Here is a 22,005-nt window from a genome sequence, read left to right on the forward strand (position 1 = left end):
TAACGTCTGTGATTTTTTGGGGTTCTATCTGCGACTAAAGTGCCTTCCTCATCCCATCTTCTTAGGGTTTGGATGGAAACACCCAGTGTTTTAGCTGCAACGCCAATACTAACATATCTACTCATTTATATATAATAATATAGAAATAGGTAGATTTCAACTAGCAGTTATTAACCCTTTCGGCTTGTAAAATCAGCTCAAGCTGCCAAACAAGTATCCATCGTCATGCGACCAACAGTTTTGTTTAAGAACTGCGCATTTAAAATAGCAACCAAAACTTATACTAGATAAGCCATCTATACTATGTGGGATCAGCATTTTTCAAAAATACATCAGATAAACAGTAAGTTATTTAATTTTTATAGTGAAGATTAAAATAGCCTACAAACACATATCATAAAAAATATTCATATGACCTATAAAATAAATTAGAAAATCATAGCTCGATCTACTAAAATCGCTTTCTTTTGTTTACATCTTATTTCTCTCCCATGACGAATTTACGCACACGGGATATTATTGCCTTGGGTTTTATGACCTTTGCGCTGTTTATTGGTGCAGGTAATATTATTTTCCCACCTATCGTGGCACAGCAAGCGGGCGAACACGTCTGGCTTGCTGCGCTCGGTTTTCTCATTACCGCAGTTGGCTTACCCGTGATTACCATTATGGCGTTGTCACGTGTCGAAGGTTCTATACAAATTTTAAGTTCGCCTTTAGGCAAAATCGCGAGCTTAATTTTAACAGTCGTCTGTTATTTAGCGGTTGGCCCGCTTTTCGCCACACCACGTACCGCTACCGTATCTTATGAAATTGGTTTCTCTGCCTATTTTGGCGATTCCGCGAGCACCTTATTCATTTATAGCGCCATCTATTTTGCCTTGGTGATGTTAGTTTCACTGTATCCACACAAAATTTTAGATACAGTGGGCTATGTACTTTCCCCGCTTAAAATTCTGTCATTACTAATTTTAGGCATCACTGCATTTATTATTCCGACAGGTACAATTTCACCTGCCATTCACAATTATGTGAACAGTCCTGTATCTGAAGGCTTTATTAACGGTTATCTCACTATGGATACCTTAGGTGCATTGGTATTCGGGATTGTGATTATTAATGCGATTCGTTCACGTGGCGTAACTGATAAAAAACTCATCACCCGCTATGCGGTATGGGCAAGTTTAATTTCAGGGATCGGTTTAACTTTAGTTTATCTAAGCCTATTTAAACTGGGGATGGGCAGTCACGATGTTGCCGCCAATGCCAGTAATGGTGCAGTCATTTTACATGCCTATGTGCAACATGCTTTTGGCGGATTTGGCTCGGTATTTTTAGCTGCAATGATTTTTATTGCCTGCATGGTTACGGCAATTGGACTGACATGCGCATGTGCTGGATATTTTGAGCAAATTACTAAAATTCATTATCGCCGTTGGGTATTTATTTTAGTGGGCTTTGCCTTTGTTATTTCCAATCTTGGACTCACCAAACTCATTGCAGTTTCAGTGCCTATTTTAAGCGCGATTTATCCACCTGCAATTGTGGTCATTCTACTCAGCTTTTTCTGGGGATTATTCCGTATTCCAACCCGCGTGATTGCACCTACTGCCGCAGTTGCATTGCTCTTTGGCATCATTGATGCAATGAAGGCCGCAGACTTAGCTAGATTCTTGCCAACCACACTGACCAATTTTCCCCTGAGTGAACAAAACCTCGCTTGGTTGATTCCTGCATTACTGATTTTTGTATTCGCTACAATTCATGATCGAATGAAAAAATAGCCAGTACGGACTTCGAGCTCGGCTATTTTTTCAAGTCATGCTCTATTTTCGAGCTGTATTGTATTAAAGTCGTGTTTTATCCAAATACGAATTTAAGTTAGACAATAATTGTCAGGTTTTACCCAAACCCGCACTTATTGTTTCTTGTGCTAAAACTGCCTCTTTTTAAGGCAATTTATCAGTCATGATAATAGCAACCCAAATAATTATTTGGTATAAATAAACAAATGAAATTAAAATATTTTCAATAAAAAACTAAAACAAAATAAATCATTCACCCATTTTAAGCAGAGCTCAAATTAACGCTAAAGTCGTATAGTCGCCCTCAAAATTAGCTGGCATAAAATATGCAAGTACGATTGAAATCGTATTTAAATGGCTTAAAAAACACACTACTTTTTATTATTTTGTAAATAAATGATAACAAATAGTAGTATTTCATATGAAAATGATGTTTTTTATCAAAATATGACTATAAGGGCTTGAAATAGTTTGCTAAACAAGGTAGAACAATAAAACCAATCTGACTAAAATGCTCTGATTTTAGTGATTTATAACAAGGAGGGATGGAGATGTTTTCACATTTCAATACGCAAGTCTTCATTAACGCTCTGAAGGCTAACCAAAATCTAGTTACTTTTTTAAGCACCACTTTTGCACTGATGCTGACCCTATTGCTCCAAGGCTCAATTCAAGGCAACTTGAAACCAACCTATTTTTTATATGCCTTATTGGTATGTATAGCCTTTGCGATTTGGACATCCATTGACCAAAAGTTTCGTGAACATAAAAACGTAGAAGTTCATTAATCATACCCTAGCACCCACTCATTTTAGCTTTTTCGCTTTCACTTTGCGGCAGATGGATCACTCCTCTGCCGCCAAACTCAAAAAGTAGATTCTAATCATCATTCCTGATCTACAGCAAAAATCTCAAAATCTTCTACGGGCTACCAAGAAAAAATTAAACTGAGCAATTAGAATTACAACAATCCATAGATTGCGCCAAGCAATAACACACTAGTCCCACCCAATTCAGCCACAATCAATAACAGCATCGCCAAACTCATGCACCAACTTGGCAATGTCCATGCTGCAATTTGATGCGGTTGTTTAAATTGATTAGTGGTATCTTTAAGCAATCCATGCAAGATATAACTCAGAATAGAAAAGCTAAAAAATACTAAATTTAGAATCACACAAATTAAAATTACAGTGGCATCCCAAATACAAAAATAAGCCAAGACCGCTAAAATTAAACTTGCAGGTGCATATAACAAACTACTGCGATGTGCGATATCCACATAATAATGAGCACGCGCTTGGGCAGAAGCACGAATTTGCCAATATTTCCACACGCCTGTAAGCATCCCCACCCACAAAAATATTCCACTGAAAATAATCGCAAGGCGCACTGCCAAAGATAAACTTTCCATGTTTAACACTCTTTTATTTTTCGTGTGGCTATTTAACTACACTCGCAGACTACTAAGCTTGACTTTAGAGTCAGAATAAATACAAGTTTCTTTTTGGAACTCGTGTAAAGTAACTTTATTCTCATCATCCTTAAAACATTATGAGCACATTTGAAAGCTTAAATATTATATGTGCAGATGGTTATGCCCTCGCTGCCCGTTATTATCCAAATCAATATACACAAGCACAGCGTCTACCCGTCTTGATTTGTCCCGCGACAGGCATTACCAAGAATTTTTATCACGCTTTTGCCACATGGCTAAATGAACAAGGCTATGCTGTGCTGTGTTTTGATTTTCGTGGTATTGGTGATTCGTTACACGAACCATTGAAACAATGTGAAGCCAGTATTGTTGATTGGGGGCAGTTAGATATTCCTGCAGCAGTAAATACTTTGCTGCAAAAAACGCAAGCTGAACAAGTGGTTTTATTGGGACACAGCGCAGGCGGACAATTACTGGGGATTAATCCTGAATATCATAAAGTGGCAAAAGTCGTAGCTGTTTCAGGCTCTACAGGCCACACAAAAGGTTTAAAAGGTCGTACTCGCCTACTTGCCCCTGTGATGTTTAAAGTTATTTTTCCACTTGCCAGAATCACACATGGTTATGGCCCAACCAATGCAATTGGCATGGGCGAAAACCTACCTAAAAATGTGGCCCAACAATGGGCACAATTTTGTAGCAAACCCGGCTATGTCATCAATGCTATAGGCAAAACAGTTTCACAGCATTATCACGATGAAATTCGTTGCCCGATTACTGCTATTTGGAGTTCGGATGATGAGATTGCCACCGAAGCCAATGTGAAAGATTTACTCCGTCTCTATCCCCATGCATCGACTAATATGATTGAACTTAAACCAAAGCGTTATCAGCATAAAGCCATTGGGCATATGGCGATGTTTAAAAAGTCACATCGAAATTTATGGAATGTGATTGAAAATCAATTGGCAGTTTAATTTTTAGTGGCGAAGTCACATACAAATTAAACATTTGTTTTAGTTTCTCGCTTTTTCTTTTCCCTGTTTAAGCAACCAAATTTGTAATCCTGTTTGGTTGTTTCTTTTTTTCTATTCCATGCCACATTTCATGTTCAGCTTTTTAAAATCCAGACTTATCGCTGATACACATTTTCAGGATGAAACATCACAATCTTTTTATTACACCATAAAAAAGCTCCACCATTTCGGTAGAGCTTTTTGAGTGATTTAATTCAAAGCTTAGTAATTAGCGTAAGCGAATCATCACAGTTTTAATACGGTTACCATCAAGTTCTGTCACTTCAAAGTGCACACCTTGATAATCCAACTGCGTGCCGACCTGAACTTCACCTTGGGTTTTATCTAAAATCAAACCTGCAACGCTAATGTAGCCTGCATCTTCTTCAATCAGATCCATCATACCCAGTTCAAGTTCAAGCTGGTATAAATCCAGCATACCTGTTGCTTTCCATTCGTTTTCATTGGTTTTAACCAAATCTAACTGTTCGTCTGCATCAGGGAATTCACCTGCAATCGCTTCAAACACATCAAGCGGTGAAATCAAACCTTGAACATTACCAAACTCATCGCTGACTAAAACCAAAGAACCTTTAGAGGTACGTAACGTATTGATCGCATCAATCACTTTCATTTTTTCAAAAATGTAAATTGGACGCTGACGTTTAATTAAAGCTTTAAGCTCTTCTTCTTCGTCCAATACATCCAACAACTCTTTGGCACGTACAATACTAATGACTTTATCTAAACTACCACGACACACTGGGAATAAGCTGTGTGGTACAGATAGAATCTGTTCGCGGATTTGTTCAGGTGAATCTTCAATATCGACCCATGAAATTTGGCTACGTGGCGTCATAATTGATGCGACTGAACGCTCTGCCAAGGTCAAGACACCACCAATCATGTAGCGTTCTTCATCTGCAAACGCTTCTTGCGCTTCGTTATGCAAATCAGGGCTACTGGTTTCAACTCGCCCCCCCATCAATTTTAAAATTGAATCTGCAGTACGGTGACGTAACGGAATTTTTGCTTCATGTTTTGCAACATTGCGCTGACCAAATTGGTTAAACGCTTCAATAGCAATCGCAACACCAATACCCGAATAGATATAACCTTTAGGGATATGGAAGCCAAAACCTTCTGCAATCAAGCTGATACCAATTAATAGTAAGAAGCTTAAACACAAAATCACCACTGTTGGATGACGGTTCACAAAAGCAGTTAATGGCTTAGATGCAAGTAACATCACCAACATTGCAACCACCATGGCAACCATCATCACATAGATGTTGTCGACCATGCCAATTGCGGTAATGACTGAGTCTAAAGAGAAAACTGCATCTAGAACAACAATTTGTGCTACAACTGCGGCAAAACTTGCATAAACCACATTGGTCGTGACTTTGACTTCGGGTTTGCCTTCCATCTTCTCATGCAACTCTCCTACCGCCTTATAGACGAGGAACAAACCGCCACCCAAGAGAATGAGGTCACGCCCTGAAAAGGTTTTTTCAAATAAGGTAATTAACGGTTCGGTTAAAGTAACCAACCAAGAGATTGCAAATAACAATCCTAAACGCATAAACAACGCTAAAGATAAGCCAATCACACGGGCTTTATCACGCTGTTCTGGGGGTAATTTTTCTGCAAGAATTGCAATAAAGACTAGGTTATCAATACCTAATACGATTTCTAGAATAATAAGTGTAATTAAACCAACCCATATTCCCGGATCTAATAAAAACTCCATTAGTTCATAGCTCCGAGATAGTTAGCAGAAATCGAAATATAAAGTAGACCTGCGCACGGCGACGGATCCATAAAAGTAACCTTTTTAGCAATAGATAGCTTAATTATGCACAATCTTGAACATTTGTAATTAAATTTTTAATTTTTTTGAATAAAACTAAACAGTACGATCTATAAGAAGGTTTTTACTTTATTTTTCACATTCTTAATTTTTTTAGAGCGATGACAGCCAAACAAAAGCCGTGAGAATGGATTAAAAATGTCAAATGAATTGTAATGTATTTTTAGACGCATTAGTCATAGATTACAACTGTAAGCCAACCCACACTTTAATCTAAACTTAAAATATTGATAAAAAACAACTATTGTTAAAAGATTAGACCAAAGCTTATAATTTTTTTGCAAAATTCAACGCAATAACCCGCACTTTTACCTAAAAGCCAAGTGTACAAATGTATTTTTTTAACTAAAATGCAGCCTAAGTTGATGGTTAAATTGATAATTCAACTTATAAAACCAGATAACTCACTACTAATCCAAACTAAAACAATTCTATAGGATTAATTGATATGACACATGAATATGGATTGAACTTAAACAAATGCCTACGCGCTTGGAAAAATAGCCATTTCAAAGCCAGCTTCTAAATCGAGATTCATCATATTTCGTCAGATTTCAACCAAATTTTAGCCACTGAAAGCATCTTGCTAAGCACATGAGTTTTCACATAAAATGTGAAATATCAAAAATACAATTAAAACAATGCAGGGAATATGCAATGTCCAAGAAATATTCAAAATTTCTACCATCCGCCGACCAATATGATATTGAACAATTTCCGTATTATTGGGTCACACAAGTACATGCTCAATATGTACAGAATGTCGATCAGGCACTTAAAAAGTATGGTTTAGATAATTCTCGCCGTCGTATTTTATTGGCATTAAGGTCAAAAGCACATGCGAGTGTGTCTGATTTGTCAGACATGGTGGTGTCAAAAATGTCAACTACAACTAAAATTGTTTATCGTTTAAAAGATGAAGGTTTGGTTGAAACTTATTCTTGTGATGATGATGCGCGTATCACTCGTGTCGTGCTTACTGAAAAAGGTAATGAGATGACCAACAAAATTAATGATCTGACTAGCGTTGTTTTAGAGCAGTCATTTGATGGTTTAACTCCACTACAAATTGAAAAAATGATGGAAAGTTTACGTCATATTTTTAATAATTTAGCACGCTAAACATCACGTTATTGTTCCACATCTGTTCTTATCCTATATAAGCACAAGATGTACTTAAAGATCGAAAAAATTGAGCTGGGGGCTTACTTTTTCGATCTTTGCTTTTGGTACATGTGAACACTCAAACTCGTCTAAAGGAAAGCCCTGCACAAAGCTGTGTATGTTCGGTGTTTTCAAACTTAGCCATTCATCTAAACGTGCATGTGGAATAACAATAACAGAACGTTTGACTGGCCCAGGCTCATGAAATTCCTTCATCATCGCGTGATCAATTGCGTCCATGGTAATCATACTCGCAGAACGGACAATTTCTTCCGTGCCTTGCCCATCCTTTAAACGGCAAATTTCATACAGTGCTGCAATAAAAAAGGCCTGTCCATCTTTACGACGTACACCCCAACGCTGCGGTTTACTGTCTATATATTTGGATTCATAAAATTCTGACACAACAATCGCGCCAAATTTACACTTATAAGCAGCTTCACTAAAACTTGGTTTTTCTAATAAAGTTTCGTTACGGCAATTATAGGTTTTTTGCGCAATACTTCTGTCTTCCGCCCATTTGGGAATCAAGCCAAAATTCACCGAGCGCCACTCTAAACCTTGTTCAGACTTAAACAATAGTGGCACACTCGAATTTGGATACGCTTCTTCAGCATATTCAAACGGAATTTCAGGCAGACCTAATGCAGATAATTGCGCTATGCTTATTGGTTTAAAATTGGCACACATATACAAATTGGATGATTAGACACACGCACTATATTATGCGTTTTGATCATGAACAGTAAGTGCGCACCCACGCATTCCTTCTTACTCAAACAAAACGCAGGACAAATAATTACCGTTAAGCTGGCAATGTCAGCCAATGCGTGCGGGTAAATTCTTCAAATATCCAGCGCCCATTAAAACGACCTAAGCCTGAGTTTTTCTCACCACCAAACGGTGCATTGGCATGATCGGCAACGGTAATACCATTAATATGTGTCATTCCAACATCAAACTGTGCTGCAAATTCTGCACCGCGTTCTACATTTGTAGTGCATACAGCAGCAGATAAACCATAGCGTGTATCGTTCGCTAACTGTAAGGCATGTGCGGTATCTGCTGCTTTGAGAATCGGTAAAATAGGTCCAAAACTTTCATTTTGTACAATTTCTGAATCGGCAGCGACATTCACAAAAACATGTGGTGCAACTAAGTTCCCCGTAACCCCGCCCGCATAAACCAATTCTGCACCCTGCGCCTGTGCTTTTTGAATAATATGCTGATGCTTTTTCACCTGTTCTGCATTAATAATTGGTCCAATCAAGGTGTCATTTTTATTCGGATCACCTACTACTAATTGCGACACACTTGCTAACAATTTTTCAAGATAGGCTGCATAAATAGACTGATCGACAATGACCCGATTGGTACTCATGCAAATTTGACCTTGATGCAAAAAGCGCCCCATCACAGTTAGTTCTACGGCCAAATCTATATCTGCATCATCCAAAATGACTAAAGGTGCATTGCCACCGAGTTCTAAGGCGACACGTTTTAAATGCTCACCCGCAACGGCCAGTTGCCCTACATGCTGTCCAACTTCTGTAGAGCCTGTAAATGAAATCATTTTAGGAGTTGCATGCTCAACAAAGTAATCACCAATTTCACGACTCGCACCCGCCACCACATTGAGTACGCCTGCAGGCAAGTCTGCTTCTTCGAACAGTTTACCGAGTATAGTTCCACCTGTGACTGGCGTATCACTGGCAGGTTTGAGCACTACACTATTACCACAAGCAATCGCTGTAACCACTGAACGCATAGACAAATGGAAAGGGAAATTCCACGGACTGATCACAGCAATAACACCCAAAGGTTTACGCAAAACAACACTACGGACTTTCGGATCTTTGCTTTCCAGTTGCGTCGTGGTCATTTGCTCGGGAAATTGTGCAGCTTCTTGAATAATCCCTAAAGCAGCATCGACTTCGATATTGGCTTTTAAACGGGTACTGCCCGACTCATCAATCAGCCACTGGATAATTTCTTCGCGTCGTTGCTGAATGACTTGCTCTAAGTTCTTAATGATGTATTGACGCAGACTTGTGGATTGAATCAATTGTTCATCAAAAGCTTTTTGCGCTGTACTATAGGCACTATCAACATCTACCACGCTGGCGCCCTGCATCTCAAAAATTGTAGTTTGATGATATGGATTCAAGTTTGGAATGGTTTTAGTAGATGTCCCAACCGACCACTTGCCGCCAATAAATTGTTGATTCAAATCTTGATATGCTGGCATGTATTTGTCCTTGCGCTACTTTTTATATATGACTTTCACTCTACTCCGCAGCTTGATGTTTTTCTAGCAGCAAGTACATCCTGTAACTATTCAGCTGCAAAATTTTCAAAAAACCATAAGCAAAATACAGGCAACAAAAAAGCCTCCGAAGAGGCTCATTTGTTTGTATTACACAATCAGTAAATCAAATCCTAAAGGATTAATCACCTGTATAACCTTTTAACTTTAAACGCGCTGCGTGTAAAAGTGGCTCTGTGTAACCAGAAGGTTGCTCGCCACCTTTGAAGATCAAGTCAGATGCAGCTTGGAATGCAATGTTATTAGCAAAGTCGTTAGACATAGGCGTGTATAGTGGATCATCAGCATTTTGTTGATCTACAATTTTCGCCATGCGCTGCATTACTTCTTCAACCTGTTCACGCGTTACAATTCCGTGACGTAACCAGTTGGCAACGTGCTGAGAAGAAATACGTAAAGTTGCACGGTCTTCCATCAGGCCCACATCATTGATGTCTGGAACTTTAGAACAACCTACACCCAGATCAACCCAACGAACGACATAACCCAAGATACCTTGGCAGTTATTTTCCAGTTCTTTTAGTTTCTCTTCTTCAGACCAGTTGGTATCAGTTGCAAGAGGTGGAGTTAACAAATCATCTAAAGGCAATGCTTCAGTTGCAAGCAATTCTTGCTGACGGTTTGCTACATTAATTTGATGGTAGTGAATCGCGTGAATCACTGCACCTGTTGGAGACGGAACCCATGCACAGCTTGCGCCTGCTTCAGGATGTTCAGTCTTGGTTTTGTACATGTCTAACAGCATGTCTGGTTTTGGCCACATGCCTTTACCAATCTGTGCTTTACCACGTAGACCTGTTTGTAGACCTACCATGACGTTACGGTTTTCGTAAGCTGGGAACCATTTTTGGCCTTTGATTTCGCCTTTACGAACAAATGGACCTGCTTCCATGAAGGTATGGATTTCATCACCTGTACGATCCATGAAACCGGTGTTAATAAAGATGGTACGGTCTTTCGCCTGAGCAATACAGTTTTTCAGGTTAACAGAGGTACGACGCTCTTCATCCATGATACCGATTTTCAGGGTTTTAGCAGGTAAGCCAAGCGCTTGTTCAGCACGTTCAAACAGCTCAACCGCAAATGCTACTTCTTCTGGACCGTGCATTTTTGGCTTAACGATATACATAGAACCGGTACGTGAGTTCTTGATCGTGTTCTCACCACGGATATCAGCCACAGAAAGCAATGGAGTGACCAATGCATCCATGATGCCTTCATAAATTTCTTCGCCATCTACAAGGATCGCCGGGTTTGTCATCAAGTGACCCACGTTACGAAGCAGCATCAATGAACGGCCATGAACCTTGGTCTCACCGCCTTCAACATTTTTGAAGGTGCGGTCAGCATTTAGTTTACGGGTAATGGTCTTGCCATTTTTCTCGATAGACTCTTCAAGCGTACCTTTCATCAAGCCTAACCAGTTACGGTAGCCTTCAACTTTTTCTTCAGCATCAACTGCTGCAACAGAGTCTTCCAAGTCTTGAATCGTCGTTACAGCCGCTTCAAGCACAACATCTTTCACGCCAGCTGCATCTGTCTGTCCAATTGGGCTGTTTGCATCAATCTGGATGACTGCGTGCAGGCCGTTATTTTTCAGTACGATTTCAGTTGGTGCAGAAGCTTCGCCATTGTAACCAACGAATTTAGAGCTATCCGCAACAGTTGTTGTAGAACCATCTTTTAGGCGAACAACAAGTTTGTTTGCTTCTACAGCATATTGAGTCGCGTCGGCATGTGAACCTTGCGCCAATGGGAAAGTTTCATTTAAGAAGTTTTTCGCGAATGCAATTACTTTTTCACCACGAACTGGGTTGTAGCCTTTACCTTTTTCTGCGCCATTTTCTTCAGAAATAACGTCAAAACCGTAAAGTGCGTCATATAACGAACCCCAACGTGCGTTTGCTGCGTTCAAGCAATAACGTGCGTTACGTACAGGTACTACGAGCTGTGGACCAGCCAATAATGCGATTTCTTCATCAACATTTTCGGTGGTAATTTGAAAATCTTCTACTTCTGGTAATAAGTAGCCAATTTCAGTCAAGAAAGCTTTGTAAGCTTCTAATTCAAATGTATTATTGCGGTGCCATTCATCAATTTTAGCCTGAAGCTCATCACGCTTTGCGAGTAATGTTTTGTTCTTAGGGCTAAGATCGACAACGACTTGCTCAAAGTTTTTCCAGTATGTATCACTGTCCAAACCAGAACCTGGTAATGCTTCATTTTCGATGAAATCGTAAAGTTCTTTAGCAATCGCTAACTTGCCTTTTTGAATACGTGCAGTCATTGTCTTTCCTGATATTGCTACTTTTTATACAAGAGATTCTAGTATACTGATTTATATTTAGCTGAATAGTATTATCACATTTCAAAATAACGATCATTTATTACAAGATGAATGACAACAATCATCATAAATCCTGATCAGAAACACGACACTATTACTCATCTAAATACACTTTTACAGTGTATAAAGTTTTTGAAATGTCGAAATTAGACTTAAGTTCAGATTTTGTTGTAAAAATCGACGTCAGTCTTATTGCAACCCTTCAAGATTAAGCCATGTTTATGACAAAATGTCGATAAAACCAACAGTCACATCTTTTCTATCATAAAAAAGCGCCTAGTTCTAGGCGCTTAAAAGATCAACTGATTTGATGTTTGGCTTCGGTGGCCTGTATCTGTCGATGTTCTTCATTTAAGTAATCATCAGACTGCATTTCCAATAAACGTGAACGTGTGCGTTCAATTTCAAATGCCAGTTTTTCGCCCTGATAAATTTCAATAATCGAATCTTCAGAAGTCAGTAATAACTTGACACCACGATCATAAAATTCATCGACCAAATAAATAAAACGACGTGTTCCTTCAGACAAGAAGTCTGTTAAATGCGGTACATTGCTCACCAAAACCGTGTTGTAGATGTTGGCAATTTCAATAAAGTCTGCAGGACTACGCGGTTTAAAGCACAGTTCTGAAAATTCACACCACAACACATCTTCAGTATGCGCAATTGTTTCAACAATACGTTGGTTGATAATAATTGGCTCAGAAGAATAATGTTGTGTATTACTCAAAGCACTGAAACGCTGTGCCATCCAGTTTTGATTATCATGCGTTAAAGGCGATTTAAATAATTGCGCCTGTTTCAAAACACGTAAGCGATAATCTACACCAGCATCGACATTTAGCACTTGGCAATGTTTTTTGACCATTTCAATGGTTGGAATAAAACGATCTCGATGGATACCATTTTTATATAAACCGTCTGGGGCGATGTTAGATGTTGCCACCAAAGTAATGCCACGATGGAATAATTTTTGGAACAAGTCACTCAGAATCATCGCATCAGTCACGTTAGATACGAAAAATTCATCGAAACAAATCACCACTGCATCTTTATAAATTTGGTCTGCAACAGAATCGAGCGGGTTACGCTGCCCTGAAAGTTTGTTCAGTTCACGATGCACATGCTGCATAAAGTGGTGAAAGTGCATACGTGTTTTACGTCTAAATGGAATCGAGTCGTAAAACTGATCCATGAGCCATGTTTTACCACGACCTACACCACCCCACATATAAACACCCTGTGGTGCTGTTTGGCGGCGGAAACGGCGGAACGCTTTTTTTGATGCTTTATAGCGTTGAATTAATTCCTGCCACACACGCTCAAGTTCGTGTACAGCCTGCGCCTGCGCATCATCTGGCATAAATTGTCCAGAGGCTAACGCTTGTGCATAACGCTCCGCAGGCGATAATGGAGTAAAGGCTGTGGTTTGTGGCGAATTAAAATCAGACATATTCATCAGTACTTATTTGGGCAAATAGATTATAACGAAGATCGAATCACGAGATATAGCACTTTGGCATAGTTTGCAAAATACTTAGGCTATTTTGTATATTGGCGTGGACTTTGTCCAAACCACCGCTTAAAGGCATGATTAAATGCTGCGGGTTCTGAATAACCAAGTAACTCTGCAATCATTTCAATTGAATATTCCTGATATTCAATTAATCGCAATGCTTTATCTTTGATAAGATCTTCACGAATTTGTTTGTAACTAGTGTTCAATTGTTGCAGTTGATGGCGCAATGTCCGTTCAGGAATTTGCAAAGCATGTGCTGTTTCTGCCATGCTCGGCATACTGCCTTGTTGTAATTCCAAATAATCTTTTACGCGCTGTACCACCGAAGGCGCATCATCTTCGAGTTTAAGTCGCTCTAACTCAATCACGCATTTGGCTTCATAACTACTAAAAGTGACTGCATCGGCAGATGGAATACGTGCTGTGAGAACTGCATCATCAAACCAAAACGCTGCTTGGGGTTGATTAAAAACAATATCTTGACCGTAATAATCATAAAAAGTTTGCAAAACTTCACTTTGCTGCGGCTGTGCAAATGGCAATTCTATGCGAATACGTGGCGCACTCATCCCCATCATTTTATATAGGTCTTGAATAAATTTGAACGTGCCTGAAATTTCACACTGCGCACGCAATACACCTAAACTACTATGTAAATCATTGGGTTGATAACACAAGGCAATATGTCGCGTGCTATGTTGCAAACTCAGTTTCCCGCTTAAATGCGTCAATCCCTGATATTGAATCCCTTTTTCTAATGCAGTGGCAATATCTGGACTGGTCACCAATAACATCAGTAAAGGACCATAACCTGCCAAAGCATAATGCTGTCCAATAAACAGCCCCATTTCAGGCTCTACATCTTCACCAATGACTTTGAGAATATCCCATTCCAAACTCGGATGAATAATTGAACTGGTATCCAGCGCATCTGCACGCAAGCCGATACTTTGCAATTTTGCATCGACATCAACGCCTGCTTTACGCATGCCTTGTATTAAATACATTAAGCCAAGTATGGATCTTTTCATAAAATGAACAGTGCGAAACGGAATATCCTTTTTACCCGATTCATCCACAGATAGAAATTGCCGAAAATATCAATTTTTATGTCAGCACGATCATGTTACCACATGCTGGCTTATTCTATCCTGACTCAAACAAACTCAAGTCAAACAAAATAAATATAAGGATGTCTTCATGCAGGATGCAGCAGCTCATTATCAAGTCGCAATTATTGGCGCAGGCTTTGGTGGATTAGCCATGGCGATTCGTTTGCTACAACGCAACATTCATAACTTTGTAATTTTAGAAAAGTCTAATGAAGTGGGTGGTACTTGGCGTGAAAATCAATACCCTGGCGCGGCTTGTGATGTGCAGTCGCATCTGTATTCATTGTCATTTGCACCCAAAACTGACTGGTCAAAACGCTATGCCGAAGCACCAGAAATTTTTCAGTATATTCAAGATGTGGTGCAACAGTTTAATCTGCGCGAATATTGCCAATTTAACAGCGAAGTGGTGCATACCGAATACCATGAAAAAGACTGTGTATGGCATGTTGCGTTAAAAGATGGCAGACAATTGAGTTGCCAATATTTAGTCTTTGCTTCTGGCCCACTGCATGTGCCACAAATCCCGCACATTAAAGGCATTGAAAAGTTTCAGGGCAAGGTTTTTCACTCGTCTCAATGGGATCATCAATACAACTTAAATAGCAAAGTTGTGGCATCTATTGGCACAGGCGGCAGCGCGATTCAATACATTCCTGAAATTGCACCTCAAGTTAAACAGTTATATGTCATGCAATGTACAGCTGCATGGGTCATTCCACGAGATGAACGCAAATATCTGAATATTGAGAAAAAACTGTTTAAACAAGCAGACTGGTTTAGAAAGTTGCATCGTGCGCGTTTGTATTGGTCGAATGAATCACGTGCAATTCCAATCATGCAACCTAGCGTGATGAAATATACCCAAAAACTGGCAGAAGCCTTTATTCGTTTTCAGGTCAAAGACAAACAATTGGCACAAAAACTCACGCCTGACTACATTATGGGATGTAAACGTATTTTAGTGTCCAATAAATACTTCCCAACTTTTAACCGTGACAACGTCGAATTAGTGACTGATGCAATACAGGAATTGACTGCAGACAGCATCATCACCAAAGATGGTAAAATGCGAAAAATTGATTGTCTGATTTATGGCACAGGCTTTATTACCGATCCGCGTATCTATCTACAGCCATTTAGCTGCATTGGTGAACATGGCGTTGAATTAAAACAGGCATGGAAAGATGGCGCAGAAAGCTATTACGGCATTAGCCACAAAGGTTTTCCGAACCTGTTTCAGTTGCTTGGGCCAAATACAGTTTTGGCGCATAACTCGGTTATTTTTATGATCGAATCGCAAGTCGATTACATTCTGCAAATGATGGATTTGGTGGCACAATCACAGAGCAATGCAATTGTAGTAAAAGATCAAGTACAAGATCAATTTAACCACGATGTGCAAGACATGCTAAATAACACGGTTTGGCAATCTGGCTGTGTAAGTTGGTATCAACAAGATGGTGGAAAAAACTTTGCACTTTGGCCAACCTATACTTGGAAATATTGGCTAAAAACCAAGTCGCTGCATCCGAGTGATTTCAGATTAATCAGTAAAGCGGCATAAATTTCCGCTTTTAAAAGCAAACTGGCATAATCAACAGGTTTTTATCTATCTCCCACCTGTTGATCTCATGCAATCTCTTTGGCTGATTTTCCAATTACTCTGCTGTTTATGTCTAGGCTTTGTACTGGCAAAACGCCTCCCTCGAATAATCGAAAAAATTGCGTTTCAACTGCTTCCATATTTTAGCTATATCCTGCTAATTGCAATTGCGATGGAATTTTCACAAACGCTCGGTTCACTACAGCAGCCATCGCATATTCTATCTACAGCTTTACAGATTGCATTTGCTACATCAATTGGTGCTTTTCTGTGTTGTTATTTGCTTTACAAAGGTTTGGGGCTGCAAGCAACGCAAGGCAAAGTTTCATTACAGTTGTTGATTCAATCCTGCATCAACATCAGTTATGCCTTTTTTGCACTTTTGGCAGGCTACGTGCTGCATCTACTTTTTAGTGCTATGGATTTCCAAGTTCAGATCAACACTTGGTATTTACTGTTGCTGTTTATGTGGATGATTGGACTCGATCTCGCTTATTCGCCTTTAGATCGTTCTTGGCTGAATTGGAAAATTTTAATGGTGCCCGTAGGCTGTATTTTCGGTTCAGTTGCAGGGGTACTACTTTGCGCACTTTGGCTCCCCATCGCTCTACAAGATTTGCTTATGCTCTCACAAGGTTATGGATTTTATTCCATGAGCGGGATTGTGGTGTCGGAACTTCGCAATGCCGAATTGGGTAGTATTGCGTTAATGAATGATTTATTCAGAGAGATTTTTGCGATATTGCTGATGTATATTTTGGGATGGCGTTATCCACGTGCTGCAATTTCTGCCGCAGGCGCAACTGCCATGGACGTCACTTTGCCCATGGTAAAACAAGCCTGTGGCAACGATTTTATTCCACATGCCATGGTCAGTGGATTTGTATTGTCAATCCTTGCACCCATTGCTGTAAGTGTATTGGCTGCTATTTAAAAAGAATCAACAATTGTCCTCTCTCCCTCTGGGAGAGAGTTGGAGAGAGGGTTTGCGCTCTATTTAGGCGAGAGTTAGAGAGAGGGCTTATCTCCCTTTTAGAGAGTCAGCGATAGTAAAATTAAAGCGTCGCTAAAATATCTTTCAAAGTCTGACGTGGATTTTCAGATTTTGTAATTGGACGACCAATCACCAAATGCGTAGAACCATCCAGCATAGCTTGTTTGGGAGTCACAATACGTTTTTGATCATCGGCATTTGAGCCTTCAGGACGAATCCCTGGAGTTACTAAGGCAAAATCCTGCCCTAAGATTTCACGCAACATTTTGGCTTCTTGCGCAGAACACACCACACCATCTAAACCACTTTCTTGAGTGAGTTTAGCTAAACGCTGAACTTGCTCAAAAGGCTCAATATCTAAACCTAAATCTTTTAAATCTTCACGCCCCATAGAGGTTAGTACAGTCACTGCAATCAGTTGAGTCTGATAATTCCCTGCTTTTAAACGCTCCACACAGGTTTCCATCATTTTACGACCACCTGAGGCATGCACGTTGACCATCCATACGCCTAAATCTGCTGCAGCACATACAGCCTGAGCCGTTGTATTTGGAATATCGTGAAATTTCAAATCTAGAAAAACCTCAAAACCTTTGTCATGCAAGGCTTTCACGACTGCAGGACCTTCATGGGTAAATAACTCTTTACCAACTTTTACTCGACATAATGCAGGGTCTAATTGTTCTGCAATGATTAAGGCGTCATATTGGCTTTTAGCATCGAGGGCAACAATGATACTCAAGAGAATTACCTATGGATTTGACAAAGAGTCGCTATTATAAAGTGATTCGTGCCAAGCAGATAGTCAAAAAGACAGCTTATCCCCCATCGCAGCGATAATCAGCCATTCGTCAAAGGCACACATAAAAAAACACCCCAAGATAACCTTGAGGTGTTGATGATCAATTCGCTCAACAGAGCAAATTAAAGTGCATTAGAAGAACGATCTTCAGTATGCACATCTAATACCGTTTTTTCATGACGAGTATGCGCAGCAGCTTCAGCAGCAGCCAGTTGAGCTGCATGAATTTGCTCTTTGCGTAGGTATTCAATATCTTTACGTAGTCGCTTAATTTCCCAACTATTTTGGAATACACGGAAAACCTGCACGCCCAACAATAACCCTAGCACCAAACCAAGTGCCAATGTAATCAGTAGCAATAGACCCAAACGCATTGCAGGCACTTGAGTAAATAACAGGTCAACTGAAAGTTCAGTGCCGTTTTGCAAAACCAATGCCAGAGAATATCCAAATAGAATAACTAAAATAGCGACTAGAACGTAACGCATAAACACCCCTAGGAATTTTATTTATTTACAGACTCGTTTACTGCATCACGTAGTGCTTTACCCGGTTTAAAGTGCGGTACAGCTTTAGCCGCAACTTCTACAGACTTACCTGTTTTTGGGTTACGACCTACACGTGGTTCACGGTGATGCAATGCAAAACTACCGAATCCACGAATTTCAATTCGGTTATCTGCCGATAGTGATGCAATCATTTGATCAATCATGATCTTCACAGCTTCTTCCACCAATGGCTCAGCCAAATGTGGATTTTTCAAAGCAATTCGTTCTATCAAATCAGACTTATTAAGTGCTTCAGTAGTCATCTGCGACCTCTTTAATTATCAAGCTACTTTTACCTAAACTGATAATAACCTGTTTAAATACAAAACGGTAGCGTAATAATTGAATACTACGCTACCGTTTACAGTATTTGTGTAAAAAGTATGTGCTAATTTACATTAACCATACAGTTTACCCGCAACTTAGTTGCCCATTTGAGCTTTGATCAAGTCACCAATTGTCTTAGGACCATTGTCTTGACCGCTAGTTGCAGTTTTCAAGTTAGCAACAGCTTCTTTCTCTTCAGCTTCGTCTTTCGCTTTGATAGACAAGTTGATAGAGCGAGATTTACGGTCTACGTTGATGATTTTCGCTTCAACTTCTTGACCAACTTCCAAGAACTTAGTTGCATCTTCAACGCGATCACGGTTGATTTCAGATGCTTTAAGTGTTGCTTCAACTTCGTCAGCTAACTTAACAGTTGCGCCACGAGCATCAACAGCAGTTACAGTACCTTTAACCAAAGCACCACGTTCGTTAGCAGCTAAGAAATCGTTGAATGGATCGCTGTTCAATTGCTTGATACCAAGGCTGATACGGTTGCCTTCAGCGTCTACAGAAAGGATAACCGCTTCAACAGTGTCACCTTTCTTGTAACGACGAATAGCTTCTTCGCCTTGCTCGTTCCAAGAAATGTCAGACAAGTGAACTAGGCCATCGATACCGCCTGGTAAACCGATGAAGATACCGAAGTCAGTGATTGACTTGATTGTACCTGAAACTTTTTCACCTTTGTCGTGGTTCTTAGCAAACTCTTCCCATGGGTTAGCACGAGTTTGTTTGATACCAAGAGAAATACGACGACGCTCTTCGTCCACTTCAAGAACCATAACGTCAACTTCGTCACCAATCTGAACAACTTTAGATGGGTGGATGTTTTTGTTAGTGTGGTCCATTTCTGAAACGTGTACTAAACCTTCAACGCCTTCAGCGATTTCTGCGAAACAGCCGTAGTCAGTTAAGTTTGTTACGCGAGCTTTAACGATAGAACCTTTAGGATAACGGCTCATGATCGCTAACCATGGATCTTCGCCTAATTGCTTAAGACCTAAAGATACGCGGTTACGCTCTTTGTCAAATTTAAGTACTTTAACAGTAACTTCTTGACCCACTTCAACCACTTCTGATGGATGCTTGATACGTTTCCAAGCCATGTCAGTGATGTGAAGAAGACCGTCAATACCGCCAAGGTCAACGAATGCACCGTAGTCAGTAAGGTTCTTAATCGTACCAGTAACAGTTTGACCTTCTTCAAGCTGAGCAAGAAGCGCTTCACGGTCAGCTGAAGATTCAGCTTCCATAACTGCACGACGAGATACAACAACGTTGTTACGTTTAGCATCAAGTTTGATAACTTTGAACTCTAACTCTTTACCTTCAAGGTGAGTTGTGTCACGGATAGGACGAGTGTCTACCAAAGAACCTGGTAAGAACGCACGAACTGGACCGATGTCTACAGTGAAACCGCCTTTAACTTTACCAGAGATAACACCAGTAACGATTTCGCCGTCTTCAAAGATTTTTTCAAGTTTAGTCCAAGTTTCAGCACGTTTCGCTTTTTCACGTGATAAAACAGTTTGGCCCATACCGTTGTCAAGTGCTTCAACAACAACATCAACGGTGTCACCAACTTGAACTTCAAGTTCGCGTTGTTCGTTTAAGAATTCAGCGCGGTCAACAACGCCTTCTGATTTAAGGCCAGTATCAACTGTTACCCAGTCAGAGTCGATGCTTACTACAACGCCTTGGATGACAGCACCCTTTTCAACGTTGAGGTTTAATTCGCTTTCTTCAAAGAGGGCTGCAAAAGATTCGGTCATGATATACCTGATAAAGTCAGCGGTCTTGGATCAGACAAGGCCGGTTTAGTTAAGCGTCTACATAGTCCGTATAGAACTGATCAAGCTATGCGTTCGCTGAATAGGTTTATTTCACGCGGTTAAGCGCGGCAAATAGCAAGCTTCTGATCGACATAAGCCGTCATTAATGCAAACACTTCATCAATGTTCAACTCAGAACTATCAATGATGTAAGCATCTTCTGCGGGCTTGAGCGGAGCAACTGTGCGCTCCATGTCTCGTTTGTCGCGAGCCTGTATATTCGCTAAAATGTCGCTTATTTTAGCATCCAGCCCCATACCCTGCAACTGTTTTACTCGTCTTTGTGCACGTGACTCTGCCGAAGCAGTTAAATAAATTTTAGCCTGCGCATTTGGGAAAATACTGGTCGCCATATCGCGTCCATCTGCAACCAAGCCTGGTGCTTGGGCAAAGGCATGCTGACGTGCAAGTAATGCTGTGCGCAATTCAGGTACTGCCGCAACTTTTGAGGCATATTCCCCCACACGTTCGGTACGTATGGTTTGCGTGACATCTTCACCATCAAGCAACACTTGTGTGCCATCTGGCTGGGTCACAAATTGAATATTGAGCTGTGTTGCAATGGCAACGCATTGACTCAGTTCAGTATCAAGTTGATCTAGCAAATTCTGCTTATGTAACGCCAAACCCAACAAACGATACAACGCACCAGAGTCGAGTAAATGAAACTGATAATATGCTGCCAATTTTGCCGCGAGTGTGCCTTTACCTGAACCGCTAGGGCCATCAATGGTAATAATTTGAACCGTCATGCTGTTTCCGAAATGATTAGAGAGATTTTGCGAGTTTGGATAAACCAATTTTAATTGCAGTTTTCAACTGCGCAAGAATAGCTTTGCTCACAAACGGAACTCGCGCTTGTAGCTCAATGCTATACGTGACCAAGGTTTTGTGATCTGCCACTTGCTGAAATTCAATGGTACCCAAATGATGTTTGATCAATGGATTTTTAATGATTTTATATTCAATCCGCTGATTCGGTTCAAGCACGGTAATTTGCTCTTGCAAAGGTTTAATTGGCCCAATCCCCATACGACGCACCGAACCTACACCATCTGGACGTTCAGGGTCAGCAGAGTCTTTAATGCGCACCACTTGCATTGGTGCAAACGCAATATTATAAGTTGCATGTTTAGAAAGTAATTCAAATACTTGCGCAACTGGCGCATTAAATTCTTTTTTAATTTGAATAGCGTGCATGGTTTGCCCTGATGATGAATGCTATGTTGTGTTTGATTTAGTTTAACGCAAATCAAGCCTAAAACTCAGAACTGGTTTTGATCATGGAGGTCATTT

At 40.2% G+C, this 22,005-nt stretch carries 20 protein-coding genes; 6 read left to right on the top strand and 14 right to left on the bottom strand.

The window, feature by feature from the left end; genetic code table 11:
• The coding region (locus FTU70_RS11640; RefSeq protein ID WP_180060505.1) for a MerR family DNA-binding transcriptional regulator at nucleotides 1–125 on the bottom strand (125 nt) is incomplete at its 3' end.
• 366 nt (nucleotides 126–491) lie between these two features.
• Between FTU70_RS11640 and brnQ the strand changes: the two genes are divergently transcribed.
• Both brnQ and FTU70_RS11650 read left to right on the top strand, forming a co-directional pair.
• Nucleotides 492–1,784, top strand: a complete 1,293-nt coding sequence (gene brnQ, locus FTU70_RS11645; RefSeq protein WP_154320787.1) for a branched-chain amino acid transport system II carrier protein — start codon at nucleotides 492–494, stop codon at nucleotides 1,782–1,784.
• A 572-nt stretch (nucleotides 1,785–2,356) separates the two neighbouring features.
• Nucleotides 2,357–2,593 carry a hypothetical protein gene (locus tag FTU70_RS11650; protein ID WP_004976747.1) on the top strand — a complete coding sequence of 79 codons (237 nt, stop codon included), beginning with the start codon at nucleotides 2,357–2,359 and terminating at the stop codon, nucleotides 2,591–2,593.
• A 173-nt stretch (nucleotides 2,594–2,766) separates the two neighbouring features.
• On the opposite strand, the gene FTU70_RS11655 is transcribed toward FTU70_RS11650, so the two are convergent.
• Nucleotides 2,767–3,219: a hypothetical protein gene (locus tag FTU70_RS11655; RefSeq protein WP_004976749.1), complete on the bottom strand. Its 453-nt coding sequence runs from the start codon at nucleotides 3,217–3,219 to the stop codon at nucleotides 2,767–2,769.
• Nucleotides 3,220–3,359: 140 nt separating this feature from the next.
• Here FTU70_RS11655 and FTU70_RS11660 point away from each other — a divergent pair, with 140 nt between their 5' ends.
• Nucleotides 3,360–4,220: an alpha/beta fold hydrolase gene (locus tag FTU70_RS11660; protein ID WP_096901415.1), complete on the top strand. Its 861-nt coding sequence runs from the start codon at nucleotides 3,360–3,362 to the stop codon at nucleotides 4,218–4,220.
• Between the two features lie 268 nt (nucleotides 4,221–4,488).
• Here the strand turns inward: FTU70_RS11660 and FTU70_RS11665 are convergent, their stop codons facing one another.
• A complete protein-coding gene (locus tag FTU70_RS11665; protein ID WP_004976753.1) occupies nucleotides 4,489–6,012 on the bottom strand; it encodes a TerC family protein in 1,524 nt (507 codons plus the stop codon).
• A gap of 777 nt (nucleotides 6,013–6,789) precedes the next feature.
• Between FTU70_RS11665 and FTU70_RS11670 the strand changes: the two genes are divergently transcribed.
• Entirely contained in the window at nucleotides 6,790–7,254 is a 465-nt protein-coding gene (locus tag FTU70_RS11670; RefSeq protein ID WP_004976754.1) for a MarR family winged helix-turn-helix transcriptional regulator, read from the top strand.
• A 54-nt stretch (nucleotides 7,255–7,308) separates the two neighbouring features.
• Here FTU70_RS11670 and FTU70_RS11675 read toward each other — a convergent pair whose 3' ends face one another.
• From FTU70_RS11675 to FTU70_RS11695, 5 genes are all read right to left on the bottom strand, one after another.
• Complete coding sequence (locus FTU70_RS11675; RefSeq protein WP_096901413.1) at nucleotides 7,309–7,986, bottom strand: SOS response-associated peptidase family protein; 678 nt, start codon at nucleotides 7,984–7,986, stop codon at nucleotides 7,309–7,311.
• A gap of 115 nt (nucleotides 7,987–8,101) precedes the next feature.
• Entirely contained in the window at nucleotides 8,102–9,544 is a 1,443-nt protein-coding gene (locus FTU70_RS11680) for an aldehyde dehydrogenase family protein (protein ID WP_136144233.1), read from the bottom strand.
• A gap of 199 nt (nucleotides 9,545–9,743) precedes the next feature.
• Nucleotides 9,744–11,909 carry a malate synthase G gene (locus tag FTU70_RS11685; RefSeq protein WP_004976757.1) on the bottom strand — a complete coding sequence of 722 codons (2,166 nt, stop codon included), beginning with the start codon at nucleotides 11,907–11,909 and terminating at the stop codon, nucleotides 9,744–9,746.
• A gap of 358 nt (nucleotides 11,910–12,267) precedes the next feature.
• Complete coding sequence (zapE, locus tag FTU70_RS11690; RefSeq protein ID WP_004976758.1) at nucleotides 12,268–13,422, bottom strand: cell division protein ZapE; 1,155 nt, start codon at nucleotides 13,420–13,422, stop codon at nucleotides 12,268–12,270.
• Between the two features lie 89 nt (nucleotides 13,423–13,511).
• Nucleotides 13,512–14,519 carry an AraC family transcriptional regulator gene (locus FTU70_RS11695; protein ID WP_165492532.1) on the bottom strand — a complete coding sequence of 336 codons (1,008 nt, stop codon included), beginning with the start codon at nucleotides 14,517–14,519 and terminating at the stop codon, nucleotides 13,512–13,514.
• Nucleotides 14,520–14,688: 169 nt separating this feature from the next.
• Here FTU70_RS11695 and FTU70_RS11700 point away from each other — a divergent pair, with 169 nt between their 5' ends.
• Entirely contained in the window at nucleotides 14,689–16,167 is a 1,479-nt protein-coding gene (locus tag FTU70_RS11700; RefSeq protein ID WP_180060629.1) for an NAD(P)/FAD-dependent oxidoreductase, read from the top strand.
• 67 nt (nucleotides 16,168–16,234) lie between these two features.
• Nucleotides 16,235–17,140 carry a lysine exporter LysO family protein gene (locus tag FTU70_RS11705; RefSeq protein ID WP_004976767.1) on the top strand — a complete coding sequence of 302 codons (906 nt, stop codon included), beginning with the start codon at nucleotides 16,235–16,237 and terminating at the stop codon, nucleotides 17,138–17,140.
• Nucleotides 17,141–17,261: 121 nt separating this feature from the next.
• On the opposite strand, the gene pyrF is transcribed toward FTU70_RS11705, so the two are convergent.
• The 6 genes from pyrF to FTU70_RS11735 form a co-directional block, all read right to left on the bottom strand.
• Nucleotides 17,262–17,942, bottom strand: a complete 681-nt coding sequence (gene pyrF / locus FTU70_RS11710; protein ID WP_180060630.1) for an orotidine-5'-phosphate decarboxylase — start codon at nucleotides 17,940–17,942, stop codon at nucleotides 17,262–17,264.
• A gap of 182 nt (nucleotides 17,943–18,124) precedes the next feature.
• Nucleotides 18,125–18,490, bottom strand: coding sequence for a lipopolysaccharide assembly protein LapA domain-containing protein (locus tag FTU70_RS11715; RefSeq protein ID WP_004976771.1), 366 nt, complete (start codon nucleotides 18,488–18,490; stop codon nucleotides 18,125–18,127).
• A 17-nt stretch (nucleotides 18,491–18,507) separates the two neighbouring features.
• The gene (locus FTU70_RS11720; protein WP_004976773.1) at nucleotides 18,508–18,813 is read right to left on the bottom strand and encodes an integration host factor subunit beta; all 306 of its coding nucleotides are present in this window, start codon (nucleotides 18,811–18,813) and stop codon (nucleotides 18,508–18,510) included.
• Nucleotides 18,814–18,972: 159 nt separating this feature from the next.
• Nucleotides 18,973–20,649: a 30S ribosomal protein S1 gene (gene rpsA / locus FTU70_RS11725; protein ID WP_004976774.1), complete on the bottom strand. Its 1,677-nt coding sequence runs from the start codon at nucleotides 20,647–20,649 to the stop codon at nucleotides 18,973–18,975.
• Nucleotides 20,650–20,768: 119 nt separating this feature from the next.
• The gene (gene cmk, locus FTU70_RS11730) at nucleotides 20,769–21,461 is read right to left on the bottom strand and encodes a (d)CMP kinase (protein WP_154320795.1); all 693 of its coding nucleotides are present in this window, start codon (nucleotides 21,459–21,461) and stop codon (nucleotides 20,769–20,771) included.
• A gap of 16 nt (nucleotides 21,462–21,477) precedes the next feature.
• The gene (locus tag FTU70_RS11735) at nucleotides 21,478–21,909 is read right to left on the bottom strand and encodes an SRPBCC family protein (protein ID WP_019836521.1); all 432 of its coding nucleotides are present in this window, start codon (nucleotides 21,907–21,909) and stop codon (nucleotides 21,478–21,480) included.
• Nucleotides 21,910–22,005: the final 96 nt, after the last annotated feature.

It is taken from the genome of Acinetobacter sp. YH12135, assembly GCF_013418565.1.
Classification (GTDB): Bacteria; Pseudomonadota; Gammaproteobacteria; order Pseudomonadales; family Moraxellaceae; genus Acinetobacter; species Acinetobacter towneri.